General features: G+C 68.6%; 21 protein-coding genes. 13 read left to right on the forward strand and 8 right to left on the reverse strand.

Going from position 1 to position 25,260, the window contains the following annotated elements:
• Nucleotides 1-70: 70 nt before the first annotated feature.
• On the forward strand, nucleotides 71-1,990 hold the full coding sequence (locus tag ACW175_RS15120) for a potassium transporter Kup (protein WP_492100869.1): 1,920 nt from the start codon (nucleotides 71-73) through the stop codon (nucleotides 1,988-1,990).
• Between the two features lie 44 nt (nucleotides 1,991-2,034).
• Nucleotides 2,035-2,331, forward strand: coding sequence for a hypothetical protein (locus ACW175_RS15125; RefSeq protein ID WP_492100870.1), 297 nt, complete (start codon nucleotides 2,035-2,037; stop codon nucleotides 2,329-2,331).
• Nucleotides 2,332-2,362: 31 nt separating this feature from the next.
• Here the strand turns inward: ACW175_RS15125 and ACW175_RS15130 are convergent, their stop codons facing one another.
• The 6 genes from ACW175_RS15130 to ACW175_RS15155 form a co-directional block, all read right to left on the reverse strand.
• Nucleotides 2,363-2,677 (reverse strand): hypothetical protein, encoded by a 315-nt coding sequence (locus ACW175_RS15130; RefSeq protein ID WP_492100871.1) that lies wholly within the window; start codon nucleotides 2,675-2,677, stop codon nucleotides 2,363-2,365.
• A complete protein-coding gene (locus ACW175_RS15135; protein ID WP_492100872.1) occupies nucleotides 2,674-4,056 on the reverse strand; it encodes a chloride channel protein in 1,383 nt (460 codons plus the stop codon). The genes ACW175_RS15130 and ACW175_RS15135 overlap by 4 nt, the downstream gene beginning before the upstream one ends.
• 167 nt (nucleotides 4,057-4,223) lie before the next feature.
• Nucleotides 4,224-4,520 (reverse strand): hypothetical protein, encoded by a 297-nt coding sequence (locus tag ACW175_RS15140; RefSeq protein WP_492100873.1) that lies wholly within the window; start codon nucleotides 4,518-4,520, stop codon nucleotides 4,224-4,226.
• Nucleotides 4,521-4,719: 199 nt separating this feature from the next.
• Nucleotides 4,720-6,135: an alpha,alpha-trehalose-phosphate synthase (UDP-forming) gene (gene otsA, locus ACW175_RS15145; RefSeq protein WP_492100874.1), complete on the reverse strand. Its 1,416-nt coding sequence runs from the start codon at nucleotides 6,133-6,135 to the stop codon at nucleotides 4,720-4,722.
• The gene (gene otsB, locus ACW175_RS15150) at nucleotides 6,132-6,905 is read right to left on the reverse strand and encodes a trehalose-phosphatase (protein WP_492100875.1); all 774 of its coding nucleotides are present in this window, start codon (nucleotides 6,903-6,905) and stop codon (nucleotides 6,132-6,134) included. Before otsB ends, otsA begins: the two co-directional genes overlap by 4 nt.
• Nucleotides 6,906-7,298: 393 nt before the next feature.
• Nucleotides 7,299-7,550 carry a hypothetical protein gene (locus ACW175_RS15155; RefSeq protein WP_492100876.1) on the reverse strand — a complete coding sequence of 84 codons (252 nt, stop codon included), beginning with the start codon at nucleotides 7,548-7,550 and terminating at the stop codon, nucleotides 7,299-7,301.
• 124 nt (nucleotides 7,551-7,674) lie between these two features.
• Here ACW175_RS15155 and ACW175_RS15160 point away from each other — a divergent pair, with 124 nt between their 5' ends.
• Nucleotides 7,675-8,160 carry a MarR family transcriptional regulator gene (locus tag ACW175_RS15160; protein ID WP_492100877.1) on the forward strand — a complete coding sequence of 162 codons (486 nt, stop codon included), beginning with the start codon at nucleotides 7,675-7,677 and terminating at the stop codon, nucleotides 8,158-8,160.
• A 16-nt stretch (nucleotides 8,161-8,176) separates the two neighbouring features.
• Here ACW175_RS15160 and ACW175_RS15165 read toward each other — a convergent pair whose 3' ends face one another.
• The gene (locus tag ACW175_RS15165; protein WP_492100878.1) at nucleotides 8,177-9,025 is read right to left on the reverse strand and encodes a hypothetical protein; all 849 of its coding nucleotides are present in this window, start codon (nucleotides 9,023-9,025) and stop codon (nucleotides 8,177-8,179) included.
• 93 nt (nucleotides 9,026-9,118) lie between these two features.
• Between ACW175_RS15165 and ACW175_RS15170 the strand changes: the two genes are divergently transcribed.
• From ACW175_RS15170 to ACW175_RS15185, 4 genes are all read left to right on the forward strand, one after another.
• Complete coding sequence (locus ACW175_RS15170; RefSeq protein ID WP_492100879.1) at nucleotides 9,119-10,420, forward strand: SLC13 family permease; 1,302 nt, start codon at nucleotides 9,119-9,121, stop codon at nucleotides 10,418-10,420.
• Between the two features lie 108 nt (nucleotides 10,421-10,528).
• The gene (locus ACW175_RS15175; protein ID WP_492100880.1) at nucleotides 10,529-10,888 is read left to right on the forward strand and encodes a hypothetical protein; all 360 of its coding nucleotides are present in this window, start codon (nucleotides 10,529-10,531) and stop codon (nucleotides 10,886-10,888) included.
• A gap of 42 nt (nucleotides 10,889-10,930) precedes the next feature.
• Nucleotides 10,931-12,109, forward strand: a complete 1,179-nt coding sequence (locus ACW175_RS15180) for a mechanosensitive ion channel family protein (protein ID WP_492100881.1) — start codon at nucleotides 10,931-10,933, stop codon at nucleotides 12,107-12,109.
• A gap of 119 nt (nucleotides 12,110-12,228) precedes the next feature.
• Nucleotides 12,229-13,635 (forward strand): DUF2254 domain-containing protein, encoded by a 1,407-nt coding sequence (locus ACW175_RS15185; protein WP_492100882.1) that lies wholly within the window; start codon nucleotides 12,229-12,231, stop codon nucleotides 13,633-13,635.
• 232 nt (nucleotides 13,636-13,867) lie between these two features.
• On the opposite strand, the gene ACW175_RS15190 is transcribed toward ACW175_RS15185, so the two are convergent.
• Nucleotides 13,868-16,045: a copper-transporting P-type ATPase gene (locus ACW175_RS15190; protein ID WP_492100883.1), complete on the reverse strand. Its 2,178-nt coding sequence runs from the start codon at nucleotides 16,043-16,045 to the stop codon at nucleotides 13,868-13,870.
• A gap of 410 nt (nucleotides 16,046-16,455) precedes the next feature.
• On the opposite strand from ACW175_RS15190, the gene ACW175_RS15195 reads away from it, so the two are divergent.
• The 6 genes from ACW175_RS15195 (at nucleotide 16,456) to ACW175_RS15220 (ending at nucleotide 25,242) form a co-directional block, all read left to right on the forward strand.
• Complete coding sequence (locus ACW175_RS15195) at nucleotides 16,456-16,827, forward strand: PRC-barrel domain-containing protein (RefSeq protein WP_492100884.1); 372 nt, start codon at nucleotides 16,456-16,458, stop codon at nucleotides 16,825-16,827.
• A 139-nt stretch (nucleotides 16,828-16,966) separates the two neighbouring features.
• Complete coding sequence (locus ACW175_RS15200) at nucleotides 16,967-19,801, forward strand: TonB-dependent receptor (protein WP_492100885.1); 2,835 nt, start codon at nucleotides 16,967-16,969, stop codon at nucleotides 19,799-19,801.
• Complete coding sequence (locus tag ACW175_RS15205) at nucleotides 19,789-20,379, forward strand: RNA polymerase sigma factor (RefSeq protein ID WP_492100886.1); 591 nt, start codon at nucleotides 19,789-19,791, stop codon at nucleotides 20,377-20,379. Before ACW175_RS15200 ends, ACW175_RS15205 begins: the two co-directional genes overlap by 13 nt.
• Entirely contained in the window at nucleotides 20,369-21,340 is a 972-nt protein-coding gene (locus ACW175_RS15210) for a FecR family protein (RefSeq protein ID WP_492100887.1), read from the forward strand. The genes ACW175_RS15205 and ACW175_RS15210 overlap by 11 nt, the downstream gene beginning before the upstream one ends.
• A 129-nt stretch (nucleotides 21,341-21,469) precedes the next feature.
• Nucleotides 21,470-24,118 (forward strand): TonB-dependent receptor, encoded by a 2,649-nt coding sequence (locus ACW175_RS15215; protein WP_492100888.1) that lies wholly within the window; start codon nucleotides 21,470-21,472, stop codon nucleotides 24,116-24,118.
• 98 nt (nucleotides 24,119-24,216) lie between these two features.
• Nucleotides 24,217-25,242 (forward strand): phosphatidylinositol-specific phospholipase C domain-containing protein, encoded by a 1,026-nt coding sequence (locus ACW175_RS15220; protein ID WP_492100889.1) that lies wholly within the window; start codon nucleotides 24,217-24,219, stop codon nucleotides 25,240-25,242.
• The last annotated feature ends 18 nt before the right edge of the window (nucleotides 25,243-25,260 follow it).

The following is a 25,260-nucleotide window of genomic DNA, read 5'->3' on the forward strand; positions in this document are numbered from 1 at the left end:
AGGTTCGCGCGCTTGAACCGCGAACCTTGGCGCGCTGGAGGCGCCCGGGTGCGGCGCTGGCGAGGATGACATGACCCAAATCGTCACCGATGCGACCGACAGCCATGCCGCGCCGTCGGCCGAGCGCTTCTGGCCTCTGGCCTTGGGCGCGATCGGGGTGGTCTTCGGCGATATCGGAACAAGCCCCCTTTACGCGATGCGCGAAGCCTTGGCCCATTCGCGGTCAGGCGGGACCGCGCCCCTGGCGGTGCTGGGCGTCGTGTCCTTGGTGACCTGGGCCCTCATCTTGGTGGTGACGCTCAAATATGTCGTTTTCCTGATGCGCGCCGACAACAAGGGCGAAGGCGGGACGCTGGCCCTGATGGCCCTGGCCCAGCGCGCCCTGGCCAAGACCCCGGGACGGCGGCGCTCGTTCGCGGTCTTGGTCCTGGGCATCCTGGGCGCGGCCTTTTTCTATGCCGACGGCATCATCACGCCCGCCGTCTCGGTGCTCGGCGCGATGGAAGGCTTGCGGGAGGTCCCCAAGTTTGGACGTACCTTGTCATTCCTGATCATGCCCTTGACGATTGGCGTCCTGGTCAGCCTGTTCATGGTCCAGTCGCGCGGTACGGCCAGCGTCGCGCGGCTGTTTGGACCGATCACCGCGCTCTGGTTCCTGACCTTGGCGGTGCTCGGCCTGCTTCACATCCGCGACGATCCCGGGATTTTGTGGGGCCTTTCACCCCACTACGGGGCGCTCTTCCTGATCGATAACGGCCTGCTGGGTTTCGCCATCCTGGGCAGCGTCTTCCTGGCGGTGACCGGGGCCGAGGCGCTCTATGCGGATATGGGCCATTTTGGCAAGACGCCGATCCGGATCGCCTGGCTGGCCTTCGTCCTGCCCTGCCTGCTGCTGAACTATCTGGGCCAGGGCGCTCTGGTGCTGAGCCATCCGGAAGCCCGCGGCAACCCGTTCTTCCAGATGATCCCGCAGGCGGCCTATTGGCCGGTCTGGCTGCTGTCGATCGCCGCGACGGTGATCGCCAGCCAAGCGGTCATCACCGGCGCCTTTTCCATGACCCAGCAGGCGGTGCAACTGGGTCTGCTGCCACGCATCGTCATCCGGCGCACCAGCGAGACGCAGGCGGGGCAGATCTTCGTCCCCGGCGTCAACACCGTGCTGCTGGTCGGCGTCCTGGCGCTGCTGGTGATGTTCAAGACCTCGTCGAACCTGGCGGCCGCGTATGGGATCGCCGTGACCGGGGCGATGCTGGTCGACAGCCTGTTGTTCTTCGTCATCATTCGTCGGCTGTGGAATCGTCCGCTGTGGAACGCCGTCGCCGCGCTGGTGGTGTTCGGCGGACTGGACGTGGTGTTCGTCGGCGCCAACCTGCTGAAGATCCCGCAAGGCGCCTGGCTGCCCTTGCTGCTGGCCGGCGGCTTGGTGACGGCCATGCTGACCTGGGCGCGGGGCGCGCGCCGCCTGGCGCTGCGAGCCCAGCAGGACACCCTGCCCCTGGCCGACCTTGTCCGGACGCTGGCCGCCAAACCGCCGCATCGCACGTCCGGCACGGCGATCTTCCTGACTTCCGAGCCCCAACAAGCGCCCTTGGCCCTGTTGCACAACCTGAAGCACAACAAGGTGCTGCACGCCCAGAACGTCATCCTGACGGTGCGCACCGCCGCCACGCCCCGCGTGGACGAGGCCACGCGCCTGCGCCTGGAGCCTGTCGATGACGCCTTCAAGATCCTCACCGTCACCTATGGCTTCATGGAGAGCCCCAACCTGCCGCAAGCTCTCAACCAGAGCCGCCGGTTGGGCTTGAAGTTCGACATCATGGAGACGAGCTTCTTCCTGGGCCGACGCACAATCATCCCTTCACCCAAGGGCATGCCGATCTGGCAGGACAAGCTCTTCGCGTTCATGATGGGCGTGGCCGCCAATCCCACCAGCTTCTTTCGCATCCCGCCGGGCCGCGTCGTGGAAATGGGAACGCAGACCACCGTCTAGAGCCTTTTCCGATCCAATCGGAAAATGCTCTAGGTCACGTCGCCTTGAGCCAGACCCCGGCTTGGATGGCGCTGGCCATGGGCGCGGCCATGGCGACTGTCATGCTGCAGTTCATGCGGAACATGTATTCGAACAAGCGGCTGAACGCCGCGATCCTGGGCGGCGGCGGCCTGATCTTCGCCGCGAGCCTGTTGATGGCGCGCAGCCAGGTCAGCGTCGGCGACGTGGCCTATATGGAGTCGATGACCGCCCACCACTTCATCGCCATCATGGCCAGCCGCCGCGCCCACATCCGCGATCCACGCGTGGGCCAACTGGCCGATGGGATCCTCACCGCATAGTTGCGCGAGATCGGACAGATGAAGGCGTTGGTCAACGACCTGAAGACCCATCCGACATCAAGGCGCGCGCCGGATCCGCCCCCGCCTCCAGCCCGGTGAGCCCCCGCTCGTACGGGGCGAGCTCGGCATCGCCCAGCGGGTGCGGCGGCAACGTTCCAGCGACGCGCCGCAAGCTCGCCACGACGAAGGCCAACACCGCGGCGGCCGCGACCACGGCGCTGAAGACGCCGGCGATGTGGCCCGCCATCAGCCAGGCGTCATGGGTCATGACACTGACACCGATCCCTCCGATCATGATCAAGGCGCTGGCGCACAGGAGCCTTCGCGCCAGGTGAAAAAGGCTCATGCCGCGTCGTCTCCCGGAGGAAGCGCCGGGGCGCCCCCGGGCGTGGCCTGGGCCGCGCGACGGCGCGGCCGCGTCCAGGCTCGGGCCAGGGCGTGGTAGAGCGGGGTCGGGGCCACGGCTTCGGAGCAGCGCCGGGCGATCAGGGTACAGAGCAGGAGCGGCCCGACGAGCCCCGGGTCGCGGGTCATCTCCATCAGGATCACCGCGCTGGTCAGCGGCGCCTGGACGACGCCGGCCAGATAGCCGGCCATGCCCAGGGTGACGGCCTCGCGGCCGCCCGCCCAGGGCGCCAAGTGGGCGAACAACGCCCCGATCCCCGCCCCCGTGGCCAGAGAGGGCGCGAAGATGCCGCCCGGCGCGCCGCTGGCCGCGGCGGAAAGGGTCGCCAGCCACTTGCCGGCCGCCAACCCCCAGCCCGAGGCAAAGTGGCCAAACAGCAGTGACTTGGCCTCGGCATAGCCGGCGCCGTAGGTCACGCCGCCGCTCAAGACCGCCGCGGCGGCCGCCGCCACGCCACAGAGGGCGGCGAACCGCACGGGCCTGGCGTCCTTCCATCGGCGCACGGGATTGTCGCCGACGAGAACGGCGGCCATCAGCCGCGAGAAGAGCCCGCCAGCGAGGCCCGACACCACGCCGATCAGCGCGGCGCTAAACCAGGCCTTCCAGCCGGCCGCTCCCGACATGTCGCCAAAATAGGCGTAGTTGCCGCCGAGCGCATAGGCCGCGACCCCCGCCGACACCACCGCCAGGATGACCACGGTGTTGGCGCGTTTGTCGAAGCCGCGGGCCAGTTCTTCCACGGCGAAGACGATGCCGGCGATGGGGGTGTTGAACGCCGCCGAAACCCCGGCCGCGCCCCCGGCGATCAGCAGGGTGCGCCGCCCAGGCCCGCCGCGCAACCAGCCGGTCAGAAACACCATGACCGCGGCGACCACCTGCACGGTGGGGCCCTCGCGCCCGATCGAGCCGCCGCAGACCAGCAGCAAGGCGGCCAGCACGATCTTGACCAGGGCGGTGCGCATGGACACCCGATCGTCGTGGATCTTTTCGCCATCGAGCCCCCGCCCCCGGCCGATCTCGCCCGCGGCGATCACCTGTGGAATGCCGCTGCCGGCGGCGGCGGGGGCCAAGCGGCGCATCAGCCAGACGCACAACGGCAAACCCACGACCAACAATGCCGGACCCAGCCAGGGTGATGCGGCGACAAGCCGAGCGTGAACGGCCATGGCCGCATCGCAAACCTTGGCGAACCCGACAGCGGCGCCGCCCGCCACCACGGCGGCGGCCACCACCGCCCCGGTGCGCATCGAGCGCCGGGCGCGCACGCCCACGAGCTTGCGCTGACGATCGAGCCTTTCGAGCGGCGAGGATTTTGACACGGACGTTTCGCTGCCTGGCGCAAGAAAAGAGCGTCGGCGACATTGCATCGCCTTACGATGTTTATGCCCTAGGGGCGCCCGGCGTCGGGGTCAAGCCGGCAGGTTCACGGGGCGGCGCCGGAGCGGCGAGTTCTTGATGAGGATGGCCGCGCCGCCCCCCCCTGGCCCTATGACCCGCTCAAATCCATGCCCAAGGTCGGGCCGATTCCGTCGGGATGATCCCCGAACGGATTGGCCGGCGCGCGGCGACGGGCCAGGTCATCCAGTCGCGCCCTCAGGCTGGCGTCGAGCCCGGCCGTGGCGTCGGCTCGCGCCCCACCGTCCTGCCCCGCGGCCGGTGCGCCGGCCAACACGCGAAAGAGCGCCTGATCAAATCGCCTGCCGTCATCGGTGTCCGCGTCGGGGGGCGAGTCCAGGAAACCCACGACGATTTCGAGCGCGTCTTCCCAGTCGAGATGGGTCATGAGCCGTCCACTCCAATCCTGTTTTGCAGCGCTCTTAGCCCGTCAGGCGCAGCGACATCGCCGCCAGGCATCCCACGGCGGCCAAGGCCACGATAATCACCTCGATCGGTACGCCGCCGTTGCGCTTCATGAGCGTTTCCTCCCGACTGGCGACGCTGACGGTCGCCTTTTTCGATTTAGGATCGATCACTACATCGTATCACGAGGCTTTTCGACTGTCCCCGTGCTCATGATCGCCATCGGCCTTTCCCCAGTCGAGCGCGTTGACGTAGGCGTCGCGCCAGGCCGCCACGTCGTCGCGCGACACCCCGTCCATCAGCCGCCGCCAGCGGGCGATCCGCTCGGCGCGGGGCATGGCCAGGGCCTGGCCGAGCGCCTCGGAGGTCTCCTCGCGGCTGAACGGATTGATGATCAGGGCGTCCTGCATCTGCTCGGCCGCCCCGGCATAGCGTGACAGCACCAGCACCCCCGGATCGTCGGGATCCTGGGCGGCGACATATTCCTTGGCCACCAGGTTCATGCCGTCGCGCAAGGGGGTGACCAGCCCGACGTGGGCCGCGCGATAGATCCCCGCCAGCTCGTCGCGCCGATGGGCGCGGTTGACGTAGCGGATCGGCACCCAATCGACCGTGGCGTAGGCGCCGTTGATGCGTCCCGACACCCCGTCCAGACGAGCGCGGATTTCCTGATAGGCCTCCACCGCGTCACGGCTGGGGGTGGCGATCTGCAGCAGAAACACCCGCTCGGCCCAATCGGGATGGTCTGCCAGAAGCTGCTCATAGGCCAGGAAGCGCTCTTCGAGACCTTTGGAATAGTCGAGCCGGTCGACGCCCAGGATCATCTTGCGCCCGGTCTGGCTCACCCTCACCCGCTCGAACGCCGCTTGCGCCGTGTCCCCGCGCGCTAGTTCGGCGAACGCGTCGCCCTCGATGCCGATCGGAAAGGCCCCGATCCGCGTCGAGCGGCCTTCGGCCGCGATCACGCCGTCCGCGATCGTCAGGTCCAGATCGCGTTCGACGTAGTCGCTGAACGCCTCCAGAGCGTCCCGCGTCTGGAACCCCACCAGATCGTAGGCCAGCAGGGATTCCACCAGCTCCCGGTGTTGAGGCAAGGTCGTCAGCAGCCGCCGGCTCGGCCAGGGGATGTGCAGGAAAAAGCCGATCCGATTGGCCACGCCCAGACGACGCAGCTCCTGGGCCAGGGGGATCAGGTGATAGTCGTGGATCCACACCCGGTCGCCCGGTCCGATCAGGGGCGCCAGGGTCTCGGCGAACCGGCGATTGACCCGCTGATAACCTTCGCCGAACGAACGCTCATAGGCGGCCAAATCGGTCCGCGAATGAAAGATCGGCCAGAGCGTGCGGTTGGCGTAGCCGTCGTAGTATTCCTCCCGGTCCTGCTCCTCCAGATCGACCAGCGCCACGGTGACCCCACCGACCTTCTGCATGGAGATCTGACCGGTGAAGGTCTCGGTCGTTTCACCGCTCCACCCGAACCAGACGCCGGAATATTCGCGCAGCGCCGCCGCCAGGGCCATGGCAAGACCGCCCGCGGTGCCCACGCCCTCGTCGCTGGGCGGGTTGACCCGGTTGGAGACCACGATGAGCCGGCTCATGCGACGCCTCCGGGAATAGCCGCCTCCAGCCAGTCCAGCACGGCGGGCACGTCCGGCAGGCGATGGCGCGCCAGGGTCTGGCGGCTGGAGGGACCGACCAGCACGCCGTAGCCGCCCGCGGCCTCGGCGGCCATGAATCCGTCCTCGTCGGTGAGGTCGTCGCCCACGAAGATCGGCCGCGCGCCCTGGAACGGCCATTCGGCCAGGAAGGCTTGCACCGCCTGGCCCTTGTCGGCGCCGGCCGTTCGCAGTTCGGCGACCATGTCGCCTTCCTGCAGGATCAGACCGGTGGCGGCCTCCAGGCGCCGCGCGGCCTCACGCACCGCCTCGCAGGCGCTGGGACAAGCGCGATAGTGCAACGCCACGCTCAAGCCTTTTTCCTCGACCTGCAGAAGCGGCTGGGCCTGGACCAAGGCCCTGAATACGGCGGCGGCATCAGCGAGATTGGCGTCGGGCAGCGCGGCGATCTCCTCGCCCAGGACGGTGCGTCTTTGCAGGCCGTGAACGCCGGCGACAGCCGCCACGGCGTCCTCGGTGATCGCCGAGACCTCGGCGACAGTGCGCCCGCTGACGATGGCGAGGCGTCGCTGCAGGCGCTCGGCCAGACGGCGAAGGATAAAGGTCCGCCGCGGGTCAGGTCCGACGTCCTGCGGCCTTTCGACGATCGGCGCCAGCACGCCGTCAAGATCGAGAAACAAGGCGCAGCCGGCGGTATTCAACGGCGGCGGCGGCGGCAAGGGGTCGGGAAAGGTGATGATTTGGGCCGTCATGGCGAGCTCCATGGCAGGCGCCGGAATGGTCAGATTCGGACGCAAGAACGCCGGCGCGCCGGGGGATGCCGGCGGCGGCTCTAGGGGCGGCGCGCGATCAGCGCGCCGAGCGATCGAAAGGCCCTAAGGCTTGGGCGACTGGCCGGCGGGCCGCGACGAGGCGCGGCGGCGGGCGAGCGTAAGGCGCGGTGCGCCCGGTGAGATCGATGATGGCATGGCAGGCCCCTTGTGAATGCGAGCGCCGTGCGCGGCGCCTTGGTTCTCCAACGATGAAGGATCGGCCGGACCAGCCGGCGATCCTGTCGCACGATGCGACGACAGCATGACGCGCCCCGGCGTGGACGCCTGGGGCCATCCGCAGCTTAGCAGCCCAGGTGGTAGATGGGGGATGGGTCACGGGATAGTGACGCTGGCTTTACCGCCCTGGCCGGGCAGCACACGCAGATGCGGTCCGCGAGGCGGTCGCAGTTCCAGATCGTCCAGGCCAAGCCGGGCGCCAGCCCAGGCGCCCGCGGCCGCCATCAGGACGGCCCCGAACAAGGCGATCATCAGGCGTTTGCCCCGAAACGCCGATGCGAACCAGACCATGAAGGCCCGCATCGGCGCCCCCGTGACCGAGTCGCTCTGGAGTGTGCGATCAGTCATGGCTCATAAATATCGTGTCACGATGTGATGTCAAATCGAGGGTCCCCTCCCCTCTCCCGCGACTCGTCAGGCATGCTAAAAAGCCCGGCGCGACGCGAGTGTTTCGCGCGCCAGGACCTTGCCCGTGACCGCGCCCGACCAGCCCGCCTTACCTCCTGTCGAAAGCAATCCCGAGGGCGAGCCTGACCAGCCTCTCACCGCCGATGACTATCAGGCCTTGGGTGAGTTTCGCCGAGCCATCCGCCAGTTTCTGGCGTTCAGCGAAGAAGGCGCGCGGGCTTATGGCCTGACCAGCCAACAGCATCAGGCCTTGCTCGCCATCAAGGCCCATCGTGGCCCCGATCCCATCTCGATCGGCGATCTAGCCCAGTGCCTGTTGATCAAGAACCATAGCGCCGTCGAACTGGTCGCGCGCCTGATCGAACGAGACCTCGTCTCGCGACGCGATGACGAAGCCGATCGCCGCCGGGTGGTTCTGGCGCTGCGACCGCGCGGCGCGGACATCCTGGAGACCATCTCCAGGCGCAATCTCGGCCAACTTCGGCAAGGCGCCGACATCCTGGCCGAAATCATCGAGGCGGCTCACCGCGCCGCGCCGGCCGCGCCGTAGTTCACGACAAGCGACTCTAACGCGGCCAATCGGCCAGGACCGCTCCGTCCGCGTCCTCGAAGGCGACGCGATCAAGATCGACCGCGAACAGGCACACGGGCCGATGCTCGGATGACTCGCTCCAGCAATGGCCCGCCGCGCCGTCGGCGAAGCCTGAGATCCGCCCCTCCAAGACCAACTCGAACACCCGGCCCAGGGTCGCGCCTTCGGGCGGCAGTTTCAGGACATGCTCATAGGGGCGCTGGCCTCGACGCTCGGTCCGCGCGGCGTCTTGACCATGCAGGACCGCAAGGCCAAGGCTTGGCTGCTCCACCGGCGTGGGGGTGGCCGGCGGCGCGACCACCCGCCGCTTGGGGCACCGGTCGCCCGTCTGCCAAGGTCGCGGAATCCAGAACCCCTCGACGGCCTCCGTACCCGCCGGGGTCGGCGCGGCGCGGACCAGCGGCAGGTCCGTCCAGATCGACGGCCGCGCGACCAGGCGCAGGGACGACGCCTTGGCGTCGACCTGATAGTAGGCCTGGGCGGGGCCCGGATCGGCGACCGGACCGCCGCAACCGAACGCCAAGCGTACAGAAAATCGCCGCCCGACAAGGTCGGCTCCGCCGACGGGCGCGCCCGAAGCATAGGCGTCGGCGGCCTTGGCCGCCGCCAGAATCAGGTCGGCGCGCGAGACGACCGCGGCGGGCGCGACCTTGGCCGGCGGCGCGGCGACCACCGGGGGCGGCGGCTCCGGGGCGGGCGGCGCGGGCGCGGGCGCGGGACGCGTCAGCACCAGGACCAGCACGATGATCGCCGCGGCCCCGATGGCGAGCGGCGCGATCAGGGCGAACTTGCGGTCCGGGGACCTCTGTCTATTGTCGCTCATGGCTTGAGCCTAGCAGAAGACAGGGTCCAGATTGCAATCGCCTTCGCCACGGTTCGCGCCTGACGCCCTCGACGCCGGGTTCGCGCGCCGGTCATGACGCCAGGTCAGATCATCGCGCTCGCCGTGCTGGCGGCGGTCGTGGCTGGCCTCATTCACGGCAAGCTGCGCTCTGACGTCGTGGCCCTGGCCGGAGCGGCGGTGCTCCTGGGCACGCGGACCGTGCGTCCGGTCGAGGTGCAGGCCGCTTTCGCCAGCCCCGCCATCCTGGCCTTGGCCTCACTGTTTGTGATCGCCTACGCCATGGAGCTGTCGGGCCTGCTGGGCTTAATGATTCGCGGGGCGACGCGGCTCTGCGCGCGCCTGGGCGCGACGGGCCTTTGGCTGGTGATCGTGCTCTGCGGTCTGGCTTCAGCGTTCTTGAACAACACGCCGATCGTCGTGCTGGGCGCGCCGGTGGTGCGCGACGTGGCCAAGTCGATGAACCTGTCGCCCAAGCGGTTCCTGATCCCGCTGTCCTACGCCACGATACTGGGCGGGGCCTGCACGCTGATCGGCACCTCGACCAATCTCCTGGTCAACGACATGGCCCGCAACGCCGGCCAGCCGACCTTCAGCCTGTTCGAGGCCACCCCTGTCGCCTTGATTATCGCCGCCGTCGGCGGTCTCTACATGGTGGTGTTTGGTCCTCGACTGCTGTCGGCAGCGCCCTCGCCCAACGCGGAGGACGCCCCTGCCCCGCCCGCGGCGATCAATCCCCCCGCTGGCGAAGATCCCGCCCTGTATCCAGTCGACGCGCCCTTCGATCCCCTGCGGGCCGGCGCGGCCCTGGGCGTCTTCGTCCTGGTCGTCACGGTCGCGGCGCTGGGGTTGCTGCCGATCGCGGCGGCGGCGTTCGCGGGGGCGGTTCTTCTGGTGGTCACCGGCATGATCAGCGTCGACAACGCCTACAAGGGCCTGCGGCCCGAGATCCTGCTGCTGATCGCCGGCATGGTCGTGGTGGGCCTGTCGATGGAGGTCACCGGGCTGGCGGCCCTGGCCACCGACGCGCTCGTCGGCTGGCTGCGGCAACTGGGGCCGCTGTATGCCCTGGCCCTGATCTATGGCGCGACCCTGCTGTTGACCGAGATCCTTTCCAACGCGGCGGTGGCGGTGCTGTTGACCCCGATCGCGGTGGCCTTGGCCGAGAGCCTGGGCGTCAGCCCCCGACCCTTCCTGGTGGCGGTGATGATGGCCGCCAGCGCCGCCTTCGCCACGCCGTTCGGCTACCAGACCAATGTCCTGGTCTACCAGATGGGCGGCTATCGCTATCTGGATTTCGTGCGTATCGGCGCGCCGCTCAACCTGATCACCTGGGCGGTGGGCCTAGCCGTGATCCCGATGTTCTTTCCGTTCTAGTCGCCAAGGTTCCCCTTCAAAGCCTCACAATATTGTCAGGCCATCGTGTTTCCACGCCCGATTAGATCGCTCTACGATCTATCTCGACCACAACCGGCTGGAGGGAACATGGACGATCCTATCAACGAAACCATTCTGCTGATCTGCGACGACGAGGATCGCGCCACACGTCTGATGGCCGCCCTCGACGAGGCGCAGGTAAGCGTCATCGGCCCCTTCACCACGGCGGGCCTGGCCTTGGCGGTAACGGCCCACACCGGTCCCACCGTGGCGCTTCTGGCCAGCCAGACTACCGGCCAGCGTAGCGCCGAGCAGTTGGCCCAGACCCTGAACGACAATTGGGGGGTCCGCTCGATGCTGCTGGACGAAACCGCCCATGCGGCTGTCGAGACGGTGGGCTGGCGCGCGCCGGACGAGCAGGTGGCGCGCGTGCGCCATGCCCTGTCCAGGGCGTTCGCGCCGGCCTGAGCCGGCTTTCCCTCAGACGCGCATCAAGGAGATCCGCACCCGATGACGGCCAGCGAACGCATCCTGGCGGCCTTGACCGGCCTGCTGTCCCATTTCGCCAAGCTCAGCGCCTTGGCCTGGGCGCTCAATCTGGGCCTGACCCTGGTCGTCGTCGGGCTGGCGATCGGGGCCGGACGCCTGGCCAGGCGCATCGCCAGGCTCGGCGCCCACCGCCTGCCCGGCCCCGCCGACGCGGAGATGACCGTCCGCGCCAACCGCCTGGCGCGGCTGGCCGGCTGGATCGTCCAGGCCCTCGCCGGGGTCGCCGCCGTTCTGGTCATCGCCGACATCTGGGGCTTCAACCTGCTGGCCTGGACCACCACGCCGCTCGGGGCGCGGCTCTTGGCGGGCGTGATGCGCCTGGGGCTTTTGTTGATCGCGACCGTGGCGGTGTTCGAGGTGGTCAGCCTGGCGATCAGCCGGGGGATGGAGGGGTTCGCGGATCATACCGTCGAGCCGCGTCGGCGCGCCCAGCTGGCCACGCTCGCGCCCCTGCTGCGCGGTGTCGCTCAAACCGCGATCGTCATCGTGGCGATCCTGATGGCCTTGAGCGAACTGGGCGTGAAGATCGGACCGCTTCTGGCCGGGGCCGGCGTCGTCGGCGTGGCCTTGGGCTTTGGCGCCCAGACGCTGGTCAAGGACTTCCTGACCGGCATCTTCCTGATCGTGGAGGACATCGTCTCGGTTGGCGACATCATTCGCATCGGCGACAGCGGGGGCCTGGTCGAGCAGATGACCCTGCGGACCATCCGGCTACGGGACTTCGACGGCACCGTGCACGTCTTTCCCTACAGCGAAGCCCAGGTCCTGCATAACCTGACCAAGAGCTTCTCCTACTACGTCTTCGATCTGCAGGTGTCCTATGGCTCCGATCTGGATGCGGCGCTGAAGATCATGGAACGGGTGGGCGCGCGCCTGAAGGCGGATCCGGCCTTCAGCGACAAGGTGCTCGAGCCCATCGAGGTGGTTGGGGTCGACAGCCTGGCCGACAGCGGCGTGGTGCTCAAGGCGCGGATCAAGACCCAGCCCCTGCAACAATGGACTGTCGGGCGCGAATATAATCGCCGCATCAAGCTGGCCTTCGACGAAGCCGGCGTGGAGATCCCCTTCCCCCATCTGAAGGTGGTGATGCCCGAGCGCCAGGTCTCGGAGCTGGCGGGTCTGCACGGCGCGGCCAACTGACCCGCGCCGGCCGCGTCAAGCCGGACGCCCCAGGCTTGAGGCGCACCCTCTTGGTGGTCCAAGCGTTGCCTTCCTGAGGGCGGCGTCATGAAAGGCTCGCTCCAAGGAGGCCGGCGCCTATGAAATCCACCTTGCTCAAGCTGGCCGACGACCTGCAGGGCAGCTACTGGTTCTTACCCTCGGTCATGGTCCTGGCCGCCATCGGCCTGGCGGGCGGCATGATCTTCGCCGACACGCACGCCGGATCGGGCTGGATGGACGGCTTGCCCTGGCTCTACGCCGCGCGCCCAAACGGAGCGCGACAGGTGCTCTCCGTGATCAGCAGCTCGATGATCACCGTGGCCGGGACGGTTTTCTCGGTGACCATCGCCGCGGTCGTCTATGCCTCGGGCCAGTACGGCCCCCGCCTGCTCAGCAATTTCATGAGCGATCGCGGCAATCAGGTCACCCTGGGCACCTTCATCGCCACCTTCGTCTATTGCCTGCTGATCCTGCGGACGATTCGCTCGGCCGACGAGGCCGGCGCCCAGGGCGGCTTCGTGCCCAACCTCGCCCTCCTGGTCGGGGTGGTCCTGGCCCTGTGTTCGATCGCGGTTCTGATCTTCTTCATTCATCACGTGCCGCGCCAACTGCACATCAACCGGGTTGTCGAGGATGTCGGCGACCGGCTGCTGTCGGGCATCGCGCGCCGCTATCCCGGCCTCATTGGCGCCCCCGCTCCGGATCAAGCCGCCGACGACGAGCCGCCCCCCATCCCCGCCGCGTTCCGGCTGGACGCCAGCGCGGCCGACGCCGCCAACCGGGCCCTGATCGCCGCCCCGAGCACCGGCTACCTGCAGGTGGTGGAGGACGAGGCCCTGATGGCTTTCGCCCGCGAGCACGATCTGGTGCTGCGCCTGCAGCACCAGCCGGGGGATTTCATCCACGAAGGCCGCACGATCGTGGAGGCCTGGCCGCCAGAGCGGTATGATGCGTCCAGCGCCGCGTCGGTGACCCAGGCCTTCGCGATCGGCTCCAGGCGCACGGCGCTGCAGGATCTGCGCTTCCTGATCGACGAGTTGGTCGAGATCGCCGGCCGCGCCCTGTCCCCGGGCGTCAATGACCCGTTCACGGCCTTGACCTGCCTGGACTGGCTGGGGGCGGCGTGCTCGGACCTAGCGCAGCGCCGGTTGCCCTCGCCCTTGAGGCTGGACGACGACGGAACCCTGCGGGTGATCGCCCATCCCGTGACCTTCGAAACCTTCATGGAGCGGGGGTTCGGGGCGCTGGCCCAGTACTGCGCCGGGGACATGGTCGCCGCGCTCGGTTTTATCAGGGCGCTCGGCGCGGTGTCGCTGGGATGCGATGATCCTGTTCGGCTCAAGCTCATCGGCGCCTATGGCGCCAAGATTGTCGATCTGGCGCGCCCCAGGCTGGCGGGGTTCAATCTCGAGCAGGTGCGTCTGCGAGCCGAGGAGCTGCGAGCGGCCCTGGCGGAGCCGGACTACAAGCGACGCCTGCGCGATAGCGCTGCCTGGCTTGGGTAACCTTCGCTCCCGCGGCGCCAAGGCGACGAGGGGCTCGACCGGCCATGCGGCCTCTCCCGAGCCGAGGCGGCCCGCCTGCGGGGATCTTGGAAATTGCGGCGTGCAATTCGGCCGCCGAGAAGTCGAGCGGATATGTGAGCGCGCGCACCGGTGCACACGCCCTACGTGAACACCTATCCGTTGCTGATAATCTGGAAGTTATAGAATGCCGGTCGGGCGCTGACCTGACGGTTTACACCTTCGCCCGTGCAAGCCTCAGGGCGTTGACAACCACGATCAGCGAAGAGGCCGCCATGGCGCCACCGGCGATCATGGGCGAGAGCAGCAGGCCGAAAGGCGGATAGAGCACGCCCGCGGCGATCGGGACACCGATGCCGTTGAACAAGAACGAGAAGAACAGGTTCTGACGGATATTGCGCATGGTCGCACGACTTAGCCGCCGGGCTCGAGAGATGGCGGCGATATCGCCGCCGATCAGGGTCATGCAGGCGCTCTCGATGGCGACATCCGACCCCGACCCCATGGCCAAGCCGACATCGGCGCGCGCCAAGGCCGGAGCGTCGTTGACGCCGTCGCCGGCCATGGCGACACGGCGGCCCTGCTTTTGAAGCTCGGCGATCACGGTCGCCTTGTCCTGCGGCTTCAGCTCGGCGCGGATGTCGTCTATGCCGCCTACCGCTTCGGCGACGGCCTTGGCGGTGACCGGGTTGTCACCCGTCAGCATGACGATCCGCAAACCCTCGGCGCGAAGGGCCGAAAGGGTCTCTCGGACATTAGGCCGAACGGGGTCTGCGACCGCCAGCAGTCCCGCGAAAACGCCGTCGATAGCCACATAGATCACCCCGGCCCCGCGGCTGCGGTAACCACTGGCGGCGGGTTCCAGAGACGATGTGTCGGCGCCGACCCGCCGCATCTGACGTTCATCGCCGATGACGATGACCTTGCCCTCCACGACGCCGCTCACACCCGCGCCGGCCTGGGACGCAAAATCAGTCGCCTTCGGGATGGCGCCCTTGGCGCGCGCCGCGACAACAACGGCCTGGGCCAGGGGATGCTCGGAGCCGGCCTCGACGGCGGCGGCCAGGGCGAGAAGGCGACCCGCTTCCACACCGTCGGCGACCTCGATCCCGATCAGCGAAGGCCGGCCTTCGGTGAGTGTGCCTGTCTTGTCGACCACCAGGGTGTCGACGCGATCGAAGGCTTGCAGCGCCTCGGCGTTCTTCACCAGAACCCCGGCGGCCGCGCCGCGCCCGATGCCGACCATGATCGACATCGGCGTCGCCAGGCCCAGCGCGCACGGACAGGCGATGATCAGCACCGCGATGGCGTTGAGCAGCGCATGGCTCAGCCGGGGCTCGGGGCCCAGAAATAGCCAGACGGCGAAGGTCAAGACAGCCACGGCGACCACCGTCGGTACGAACCAACCTGCGACCTGGTCGGCCACGGCCTGGATTGGCGCACGACTGCGTTGAGCTTGGGCGACCATCCGCACGATGCGCGAGAGCATGGTGTCTCGTCCGACGGCTTCGGCCGCCATCACCAGCCCCCCGGCGCCATTGGTCGAGCCGCCGGTGACCTTGTCGCCTTTGTGTTTCTCGACTGGGACAGACTCGCCAGTGAACATCGCTTCATCCACGGAAGAGCTTCCCTCGAGCACGACCCCGTCGACGGGAATGGCCTCCCCAGGCCTTATCTTGAGGCGGTCTCCGACCACCACGCTCTCAAGCGGAACGCTGTCCTCGCGGCCGTCAGCCCCAATACGGCTGGCGTGCTTGGGCGTCAGGTCCATCAGCATGTGGATAGCGCGGCTTGTCGAAGCACGGGCCCGCAGCTCCAGCAGTTGGCCCAGCAGCACAAGCGTGACCACCACGCCGGCCGCCTCATAATAGACCGGCGCCGCCCCGCCCATGCGCAGGCTCATGGGGAAGAGGCCCGGGGCGACCGTCGCGACGACACTGTAGACATAGGCCGCGCTCACGCCGATCGACACGAGCGTGAACATGTTGAGCTGGCCGGTGCGCAGTGACACCCAGCCGCGCTGAAAGAACGGCAATCCCGCCCAGGCGACGATCGGGGTCGCCAACGCAAGCTGGATCCAAGGCGAGCTCGATCCGCGAGGCAGGCTCAACATGTCGACACCCATCGAGAGCGCCAACAGTGGGGCGGCCAACGCGAGAGAGACCCAGAACCGACGGGAGAAATCAGCGAGCTCCGGGTTGGGCTCCGTCTCCGCCCAGGACTCAAGCGGCTCAAGCGCCATGCCGCAAATCGGGCACGCCCCAGGCTCAGCGAGGCGAATTTCGGCATGCATGGGGCAAGTCCAGGTTACGCGCGGCGATGCGTTAGCTTGCTTGCCCGCCCGCGCCGGAGACTTCGTCCGCCGGGCGCCGTGGGCGTGGTTATGGCTCATGGAGCGTTCCCCTCCGCGACGCGACCGCCAGTGACTACGTCGAAGCCAATTGCTGGCCCCAGAACGTGCGGTAAGACGCCAAAACAATCGCGAGTTTACTGACCTCTAGCGCGATCGTCACCCGCTTCAGGCCGAGGCCGGCGCTTGACCCCGCGACCGGATCGGTGGCTGCGCGCATAGAGCACACGCTTCCGTCTTAAAAAGGCAATCAGGGCGCTGGCGCGCCCGAGTCCGTCGCACGGGTCGCTATCTCGGCGAACCTTCACCCCGCGCAAGGACTCTGAGGCTTCCCCCGTCTCGCAAGTCGCGCGCGCAAGGCAACGATCGGCGCGTCAGGACGCTATCCCTCGCGCGACGCGGCGCCCCAGGTTCCTGGGGCGGCCCGGACGCCAGCCGCCGGAGAATCGACCATGGAAAAGACCGAAGCCAAGAGTTCCGAGATCCTGGGGATGGACCTGACGGGTCTGAAAGGCGTGAAGCTGGGAACCGTGCGGGAGTTCTTCGTCGAACCGTCCATGGGCCAGATCACGTTCCTGATCGTCGAACGCTCCAGCTTCATGGGCGGATCCGGCAAATACCATCCCGTGCCTTGGTCGGTTGTTCGCCACGACCCGATCGCCAAGGCGTTCCAGGCCGAACTCTCGAAGGATCAGTTCAAGGCCTCTCCCAGCTACGATCGCGCGCAGCTGGCCGCCGACGGCTACGGCTGGGACGACCAGTCCGCCAAATATTTCGACACGGCGCTGAATCCCGACCCCGCGATCGCCACGGCGCCGAGCTAGGTGTCTTTTCCGACCAACTCCGACTTTGACCACTGGGACAAGTTCCACAACCAGTAGCCAGCCGCCGGACTGTCGCCGGACTGTCATACCCGCTCGCTAAGGAGGCCTCGGCTTTGAGCCGCGCGCCCTCCCGCTTGGCATGTCCCCGACCTTACTCCCTTGCACGATCGGGCTCGCCCTGCTGGCCGCGTCGAGTGGGGCGCGGGCCGCGCAGAGCGGGCTTGGCGACAGCCTGAACAGGCTGGCCGCCGAAAGGAACGTTCAGATCCTCTTTCCGCCCGACATCGTCATCGACCGCGCTGGGCGAAAGCCGCCGCGTTTCGTCTCGACGCGCCGGGCCATCGAGCTCCTCCTGGCGGACGCGCCGGCCCACGTGCGCGAGGTCCGTCGGGGCGTATTCGTGGTCGAGCGCTCGGCGGCCGTAGACGCCGTTCGCCGGAAGCTCTCGGAGCCTCAAATCCAGACCGAGGTCGAGCCTGTCACCGTGGTCGCGGCCTATGCCGCCAGCCTAGACCGGTCGCTGGCCCTCAAGCGGACAGCCGTTTACGGACTGGACGCCGTCAGCGCCGAGGACATCGCCCGCCTGCCCGTCGGCAACGCCGCCGAGGCGCTGCAGCTGGCCCCCGGCGTCAGCCTGGAGCGCCATCGCGGCGTGGGCCTCTATGTCAGCGTCCGAGGCCTGGGGCCGCAGTTCCAGAACGTGCTGCTGAACGGTCGACCCATCGCGCTCAACGATCTTGTCGAGAACGGCGGCTTCCGCGGGCGTCAGTTCCGCTTCGAGGTCTTGCCCGCCGACGTCATCGACCAGATCGAGGTCGTCAAGACCACCACCGCCGACATGGACGAAGGCGCGCTGGGCGGCGACATCGACGTGCGCACGTTCAAGCCCCTGGATCGCGGCAAGCGCTCGGTGATGTCGGTGCGCGCCTCCGAGGGGCGCGTCGGCAAGGTCGATCCGTCGGTGTCGGGGGTCTGGAGCTGGGTCGACGCCAGCGGCCGCCTGGGCGTGCTGGCCAGCGGCGTCGTCGATCGACGGCGGATCCGCAACGACCGGCTCTATCAGACCGGCTGGAACCTTGACCGCTTCACGTCGGTGCTGGGTCCCGGGCTCTATACCCCGACCCGTACGCGCCCGACCGTCGAACTGGAGGACCGACGCATGGCGTCTGGCGACTTCACCCTGCAGTGGCGGCCGACGAACAGCGTCAGCCTCGACGTGGACCTGCTGGCCACGCGGCTGGACGCCCACTACGACGAGTACGGCCTGGACATCTATCCGGACGATCCATCGGTCTCCAGCCCCCGCTTCCTGGCCGGCAGCCAGACGATCAAGGGCGACACGGTCCAGGCCGGGACCATAGACAACGTCCGCTGGATGGCCTCGCACGAGATCAGCCTGAACCGCCACGACCTGGTCGCCCTGGGCGGTCATCTGCGCTGGACGCCCGGCGCCTGGACGGCCGTCGGCGACTGGGGCTACTCGCGGGCGCGCAGCTACCACCCCGACGGGCGCGGCACGGTCCGCGCGCGCGTCGCCTTCTTCGCGCCCCTGACCTACGACTTCAGCCACGGCCTGGCCGGCGGCCCGGACCTGCGCACCTCGGTCGACTACGCCAACCCGGCCAACTTCGTCGGCCAGTCGTTCGACTACACCTTCAAGGACTCTCGCGACGTCGACGAAACCGTCAAGCTGGACCTCGCCCGGCCCATCGGCGCGTTCGACCTGAGACTTGGCGCCGAGCACCACCGGCGGGCCCGTGACTATCGCCGACGCGACTGGACCCTGGACACCCTGCTGGGCCAGCCGCTGACCAGCCTGGGCCCCACAGCCTACGGTCCGACGCCGTTCTCGAGCTTCCTGGCGGATGTCGGGTCCGACCTGCCGCGCGGCTGGGTCGCGCCGAACGCCCAGGCCTTCTATGACCGACTTTACACGCCGGACGTCGCCGCCCGTCCGCCCTCCACCGCCGACCTGCGCAACTCCTTCGTGGTCGAGGAGAAAATCCGCTCGGCCTACGCCCGGCTCGACTTTCAGGCCGCCGCGTTCGGCTGGCCGATCGACGGCAATTTGGGCGTACGCTACGCCGCCACGCGCCAGGTCTCGCGAGGCGTGCTGTCCAGCGGCTCCGATCCCCTGCCCGCCGAATGGCGCAAGGCCTATGGCGACTGGCTGCCCAGCGCCAATCTGAAGATCGAACTGTCGCCGCGCCTCAATCTGCGCCTGGCCGCCTCGCGGGTGGTCAGCCGGCCCAACGTCATCGACAACGCCCCGCGCATCACCGTCGCCCGCGACACCCCGACGGCCAACGGCGGCAATCCCGAGCTTGACCCGTTCCTGGCCACCCAGCTGGACGCCTCGGTCGAGTGGTATTTCCCGGCGGGCGGGGCCCTGTCTCTCGCGGCCTTCGACCGGCGGCTGGACGACTACATCACCGCCCAGAACACGTTCATCGAGGTCCCCGGACGCGGCCAGGTGCTGCTGTCGACCAATGTCAACGGCGGGCAGGCGCGGATCCAGGGTCTGGAACTGACGTTCAGCCGGGTGTTTCGCGACCTGCCCGCGCCTTGGGACGGCCTGGGCGTCCAGGGCGCGGCGACGCTGGTGCGCAGCCAGGCCAACTACTTCGCGGGCGACCGCGTGATCAGCAACGCGCTGCTGGGCCTGTCGCGCGCCACCTGGAGCGCCCTGGTGTTCTACGAGAAGGGTCGGGGCTCGGTGCGGCTCGGCTACAACTGGCGTGGATCGTACCTGACCTCGATCGGCAGCTCGATCACCGCGCCGGCCACCACGGAGGCGTTCGGATCTCTGGACGGGGCGGCCTCGTGGCGGCTGAACCACCGCGCCACCCTCTCCCTGGAGGGCGTCAACCTGACCGACGCCCGCCGCTACGTCTATGGCGAGACCCGCGACCAGCCGATGGAGATCCATCACTGGGGCCGGTACCTGTCCGCGAGGATGAGATGGGCGTTCTGACCTTCCGTGGCGCGGGCACGCGCGCCGATCCGCCCGACGGGCCCAGCGAGTCGGCCCCGGCCAATCCGCCGCTGGAGGCGCCGCGCTTCGAGGCGCTGGTGTCGCGCTATCGTCGTCCGTTGCTGCGCTTCTTCCAGCGCCGGTCGGTCGGGGTCGAGGACGCCGAGGACCTGACGCAGGAGGTCTTCATGCGGCTGTCGCAGCGGTTCTCGCGCCTGCACTGGGGCAACCCGGACGGGCTGGTGTTCACGGTCGCCGCCAACGCCCTGGTCGACCACGAGCGCCATCAGCGCTCGCGCCAGCGCGGACGCCACGTCGAGGTCGACCCCGCCCTCCCCACCGACGAGCCCACCGCCGAGGCGGCCCTGGCCGGACGCCAGCGGCTCGCCAAGCTGGTCGCGGCCCTGGACGATCTTCACCCGAACGCGCGCGCGGTCTTCGTGCTGTGCCGCTTCGAGAACCTGACCCAAGCCGAGGCGGCGGCGCGCCTGAACCTGTCGCTCAGCGCCGTCGAGAAACACATGATGAACGCCCTGACGCGCCTGCGCGACGCCATCGAGACCGCGCATGACGCCTGACGATTCCCTGAATCTCCGCCGCCTGATGGCGGCCAGCCTGACCCGCCCGCTGACCGCCGCCGAACAGGCCGCGCTGGACGCCTGGTCGGCCTCCTCCGCCGAGGCGCGCGAAGAGATCGCCCGCACGCGCGAGGTGTGGCTGGCCATGGGCCTGGCCGCCGACGATCCGACCGTGCGCGCCCTGCGCCGCGAGGTTCGCCGCGAAGCCCGGCTGGATCGTCCGGCCGCGCCGGACCGTCGCCCGCTGATCGCCGGCCTGACCGTGCTCGCCGCCGCCCTGGTCGTCGGCGTGGTCCTGAAGGTCCAGCCGCGGGTCGAGACCTACGCCGCGCCCGCGCACGCCTCGGCCCGACTGAGCCTGGCCGACGGCAGCCACGTGGTGCTCAGTCCGGGCGGGCGGCTGACGACGCGCTTCAAGGCGCGCGCCCGAGACGTTTCGCTGGACGCCGGCGACGCCTTCTTCGAGGTCGCGCACGACAGGACGCGGCCGTTCGAAGTGGCGACGGCGGGCCGGACGCTCACGGTGCTGGGCACCCGCTTCAACGTGGCCGGCGGCGGGCGCCTGACCGTGTCGCTGGTCGAGGGCTCGCTGCGCGTCAGCCAGGCCGGCGCGGCCAGCGTGCTGCTGCGCCCGGGCCAGCGCTATGTCGGGGCGTCCGGGACAGGCGGCGAGGCCCAGGCGGGCGACGTGAAGGGCGACGCGGCGTGGACCGACGGCCGTGTCGTGCTGGCCGATGTCAGCCTGTCCGAAGCGGCCGAGCGGCTGTCGCGCGCGTCCGGCCGCCGCGTGGCGCTGACCGATCCTACCCTGGCCCATCTGCGCCTGTCGGGCTCGCTGGACATCGGCCGGATGGATGATGTCGGCGCGGCCCTGGAGGCCCTGCTGCCGGTGCGTGCGCGGCTCACGCCGACTGGAGACCTGACGCTGTCTCCAGCCGCTCATTCATCTCGACACGGATAAAATCCAGACTTTTCAACAGGATCGTCGCAAATATTTCACCGATGCCGGACTGAGGTTCGGCGTCGCCCCCTCCGTTCTTCTGCCCTGACCCGCGCCTCCCCGCGGGCCCAGCAAAGACCGGGGGATACCATGTCCAACTCGAAGTTCCTGTCCGCGCCCTGCGCGGGCGCTGTCGCCGTCCTCGCCTTCGCCGCCCTCGGCGCGGGCCAGGCCCAGGCCGCCGACACCGCCGCGGCCGCGCCAGCCGCGGCCGAACCGGCCGACGCCGTCGACGCCGTCGTCATCACCTCGTATGGCAAGAGCCTGCAGGCCGCCGCCGCCTTGAAGCGCTCGGCCGCCTACGGCCTGGATGCGGTCAACGCCGAGGACATCGGCAAATTCCCGACCCGCAACGCCGCCGAGGCGCTGCAGCTGGTCACCGGCGTCACCATCGACCGCCAGCGCGGCGCGGGTCTCTATGTCAGCGTCCGGGGCCTGGGTCCGCAGTTCCAGTACACCGAGCTGAACGGCCGCTCGATCGCCGTCAACGACCTGATCGAGAACGGCGGCGCCAAGGGCCGTCAGTTCCGCTTCGAGGTGCTGCCCGCCGAACTGATCTCGCAGATCGAGGTCGTGAAGACCCCGACCGCCGACATGGACGAGGGCGCCCTGGGCGGCAATATCAACATCAAGACCTTCAAGCCCCTCGACCTGGGCAAGAAGGCCGCCTTCTCCGCGCGCGAGACCTATAACGACGTCCGCAAGAAGGCCGACCCGTCGGTGTCGGGCCTCTACAGCTGGACCAATGAGGACAAGACCCTGGGCCTGCTGGCCTCGGGCCTCTATGACGAGCGTCACGTGCGCAACGACCGCCTCTACATGGTCGGCTGGAACCTCGATAAGTTCAAATCGGTGCTGGGCTCGGGCCTCTACACCCCCACCCGCACCCGTCCGACCGTCGAGACCGAGCACCGCAAGCTCTATTCCGGCGCCCTCTCGGGTCAGTGGAAGCCCAACAGCGACTTCCAGACCGACGTCGACCTGCTCGTCACCCGACTGGACGTCGGCTACGACGAGTTCGGCCTCGACATCTATCCGGACGACAGCACCTTCGCGACGCCGCAGTTCGTGGCCGGCAGCCAGAAGGTCGTCGGCGACACCGTCGTGGCCGGCACGATCAACAACGTGCGCTGGATGGCCTCGCGCGAGACCAGCATGAACCGCCACGATCTGACGGTCTTTGGCATCAAGCAGGCCTGGACGCCGGGCGCCTGGGCGTTCAACGCCGAGTACGGCTATTCGCGCGCCCGCAGCTACCATCCGGACGGCAAGGCCACCACGCGTGACCGCATCGCGTTCTTCGCGCCGCTGAGCTTCGACTTCTCGCGTGGCTCCACGGCGATCCCGCAGCTGACCACCAATGTCGACTACACCAACCCGGCCAACTACGTGGGCCAGGCGTTCGACTATACCTGGAAGGACTCGCGCGACAGCGACGAGACCTTCCGCCTGGACGGCTCGCGCGTCTTCTCGGGCTGGTTCACCAAGATCGCCTTCGGCGCCGAACAGCACAACATGAACCGCACCTTCCTGCGTCGCGACTGGGTGCTGAACGATATCCTGAATGTGCCGCTGACCACCCTGGGCGCCAGCTTCTACGAGACCATGCCCTATACGGGCTTCCTCAAGGACTTCGCCGGCAACACGCCGCGCACCTGGGTCACCCCGACCAGCGACGCCTATTACAACAAGCTGTACACCTCTGCCGTGGCGGCTCAGCCGTGGTCGGCGGCCGACCTGCGCAACTCGTTCATCGTCGACCAGAAGATCCACAGCGCCTATGTGCGCGGCGACTTCAAGTTCGACCTGGGCGGCGTGCCGGTCAGCGGCAATCTGGGCGTCCGCTACGCCGAGACCAAGCAACTGGCCAGCGGCACGCTGACCAGCGGCTCGACGCCGGTGCCGGTGGGTTATCTGAAGGAATACAAGAACTGGCTGCCCAGCCTGAACGTCAAGCTCGACCTGCGTGACGACCTGGTCGGCCGCCTGTCGGCCTCGCGCGTCGTCAACCGTCCCAACGTCACCGACAGCGCCCCGCGCATCACCGTCAGCCGCGACTCGCCGACGGCCTCGGGCGGCAACCCGGACCTGGATCCGTTCCTGGCCGACCAGTACGACGCCTCGCTGGAATGGTACCCGGCCCCGACCACGGCCGTGACCGCCGCGGTGTTCATCAAGACGATGGACAACTACATCACCGCCCAGAACACCACGATCCAGGTGCCGGGCCGCGGCGACGTGCTGCTGTCGGCCAGCGTCAACGGCGGCGACGCCGAGGTGCGCGGCTTCGAAGCCGCCTACAACCAGTCGCTTTCGTTCCTGCCCGGCCCGTTCGACGGCTTCGGCGTCCAGGCCTCGGTGACCCTGGTGGACAGCAAGGCGAACTATTTCGCCGGCAACCGCCAGATCAAGGACGACCTCGTGGGCCTGTCCAAGCAGAGCTACAACCTGGTCGGCTACTATGAGAAGGGCCCGATCAGCGCCCGCCTCGGCTGGTTCTGGCGCTCGCGGTATCTGCAGTCGATCGGCAGCACCACCACCGCCCAGTCCTATATCGCCCCCTATGGCTCGCTGGACGGCTCGCTCTCCTACCAGATCACCCCGCAATACGCGGTGACCCTGGAAGGTTCGAACCTGACCGACGAGGTCCGCTTCACCTACGGCAAGACCAAGGACCAGCCGATGGAGATCTATCACTGGGGCCGCACGGTCTCGCTGACGCTCCGCGGTAAGTTCTGACCCCTCCCCTGAACGCCCTCTGCTCTTAGAGGTCGTCACCTCGCGCGGACTGGTCGCACACCGGCCGGTCCGCGCCTTTTCCTTCCCATGAGGTCGTCATGCGCCCGCTGTTCCTCGCCGCCGCCCTGGCGGTCGTCGCCTTCGCAACCCAGGCGGCCGAAGCGCCGCGGATCAACAGCCTGCACTGGCTGGGCTCGCACAACAGCTACCGTCCTGAACTCGATCCCGCCGCCCTGGCGCACCAGCGCCAGGTGATGGGCGAGCGCTCGCGCGGCGTCGAATACGGCCATCCGCCGATCGCCGCTCAGCTGGACCTGGGCGTCCGGCAACTGGAGTTCGATCCCTATGCCGACACCGCCGGCGGCCTCTACGCCGCCCCCTACGCCAAGGACCCGGCCAAGCTCGCGATCATGACGGCGCCCGGCGCCAAGGTGCTGCACGCCCCGGTCGTCGACGCCCGCACCCTGTGCCTGCGCCTCTCGGACTGCTTCGCCGAGGTGGCGACCTGGTCCAAGGCCCACCCCGATCACCAGCCGATCGTGATCTTCGTCAACACCAAGGAAGAGCCGTTTAACAACCCGGCCATTCCGAACCCGCCGCTCTGGACCGAGGCCGACTTCGCCGGCCTGGACGCCGACGCGATCAAGGCGTTCGGCCGCGACCGGATCATCGCGCCGGACGACGTCCGAGGCGCGCGCGCCACTCTGCGCGACGGCGTGACGAGCGGCGGTTGGCCGACGGTGGACGGCGCGCGCGGCAAGGTCCTGCTGGTGCTGGACGCCAACCCCCGCATCGAGGAGGCCTACCGCGCCGGCCATCCGTCCCTGAAGGACCGGATGCTGTTCGGCCTCTATGCCGACGACCAGGCCGAGGCGGCGGTGTTCAACATCCAGGACCCGCGCCCGGCCCAGGCGATGATCAAGGCGCTGGTCGCTCAGGGCTTCCTGGTCCGCACCCGCGGCGACGCCGACACGACCGAGGCCCGCAATCATGATCTCGGCCGGCTCGAGGCTTCGGTCAATTCGGGCGCCCAGATCATCAGCACCGACTACTATCCCGGCGCGCCGGACCCGCTGGGCCTGGGCTTCGTGATCCGCCCGGCTTGGTTCGACGCCAGGCATTGACGGCGGTCGCGGCCCTCG

The sequence above is a fragment of the Caulobacter sp. FV1ye6ST genome (assembly GCF_058681225.1).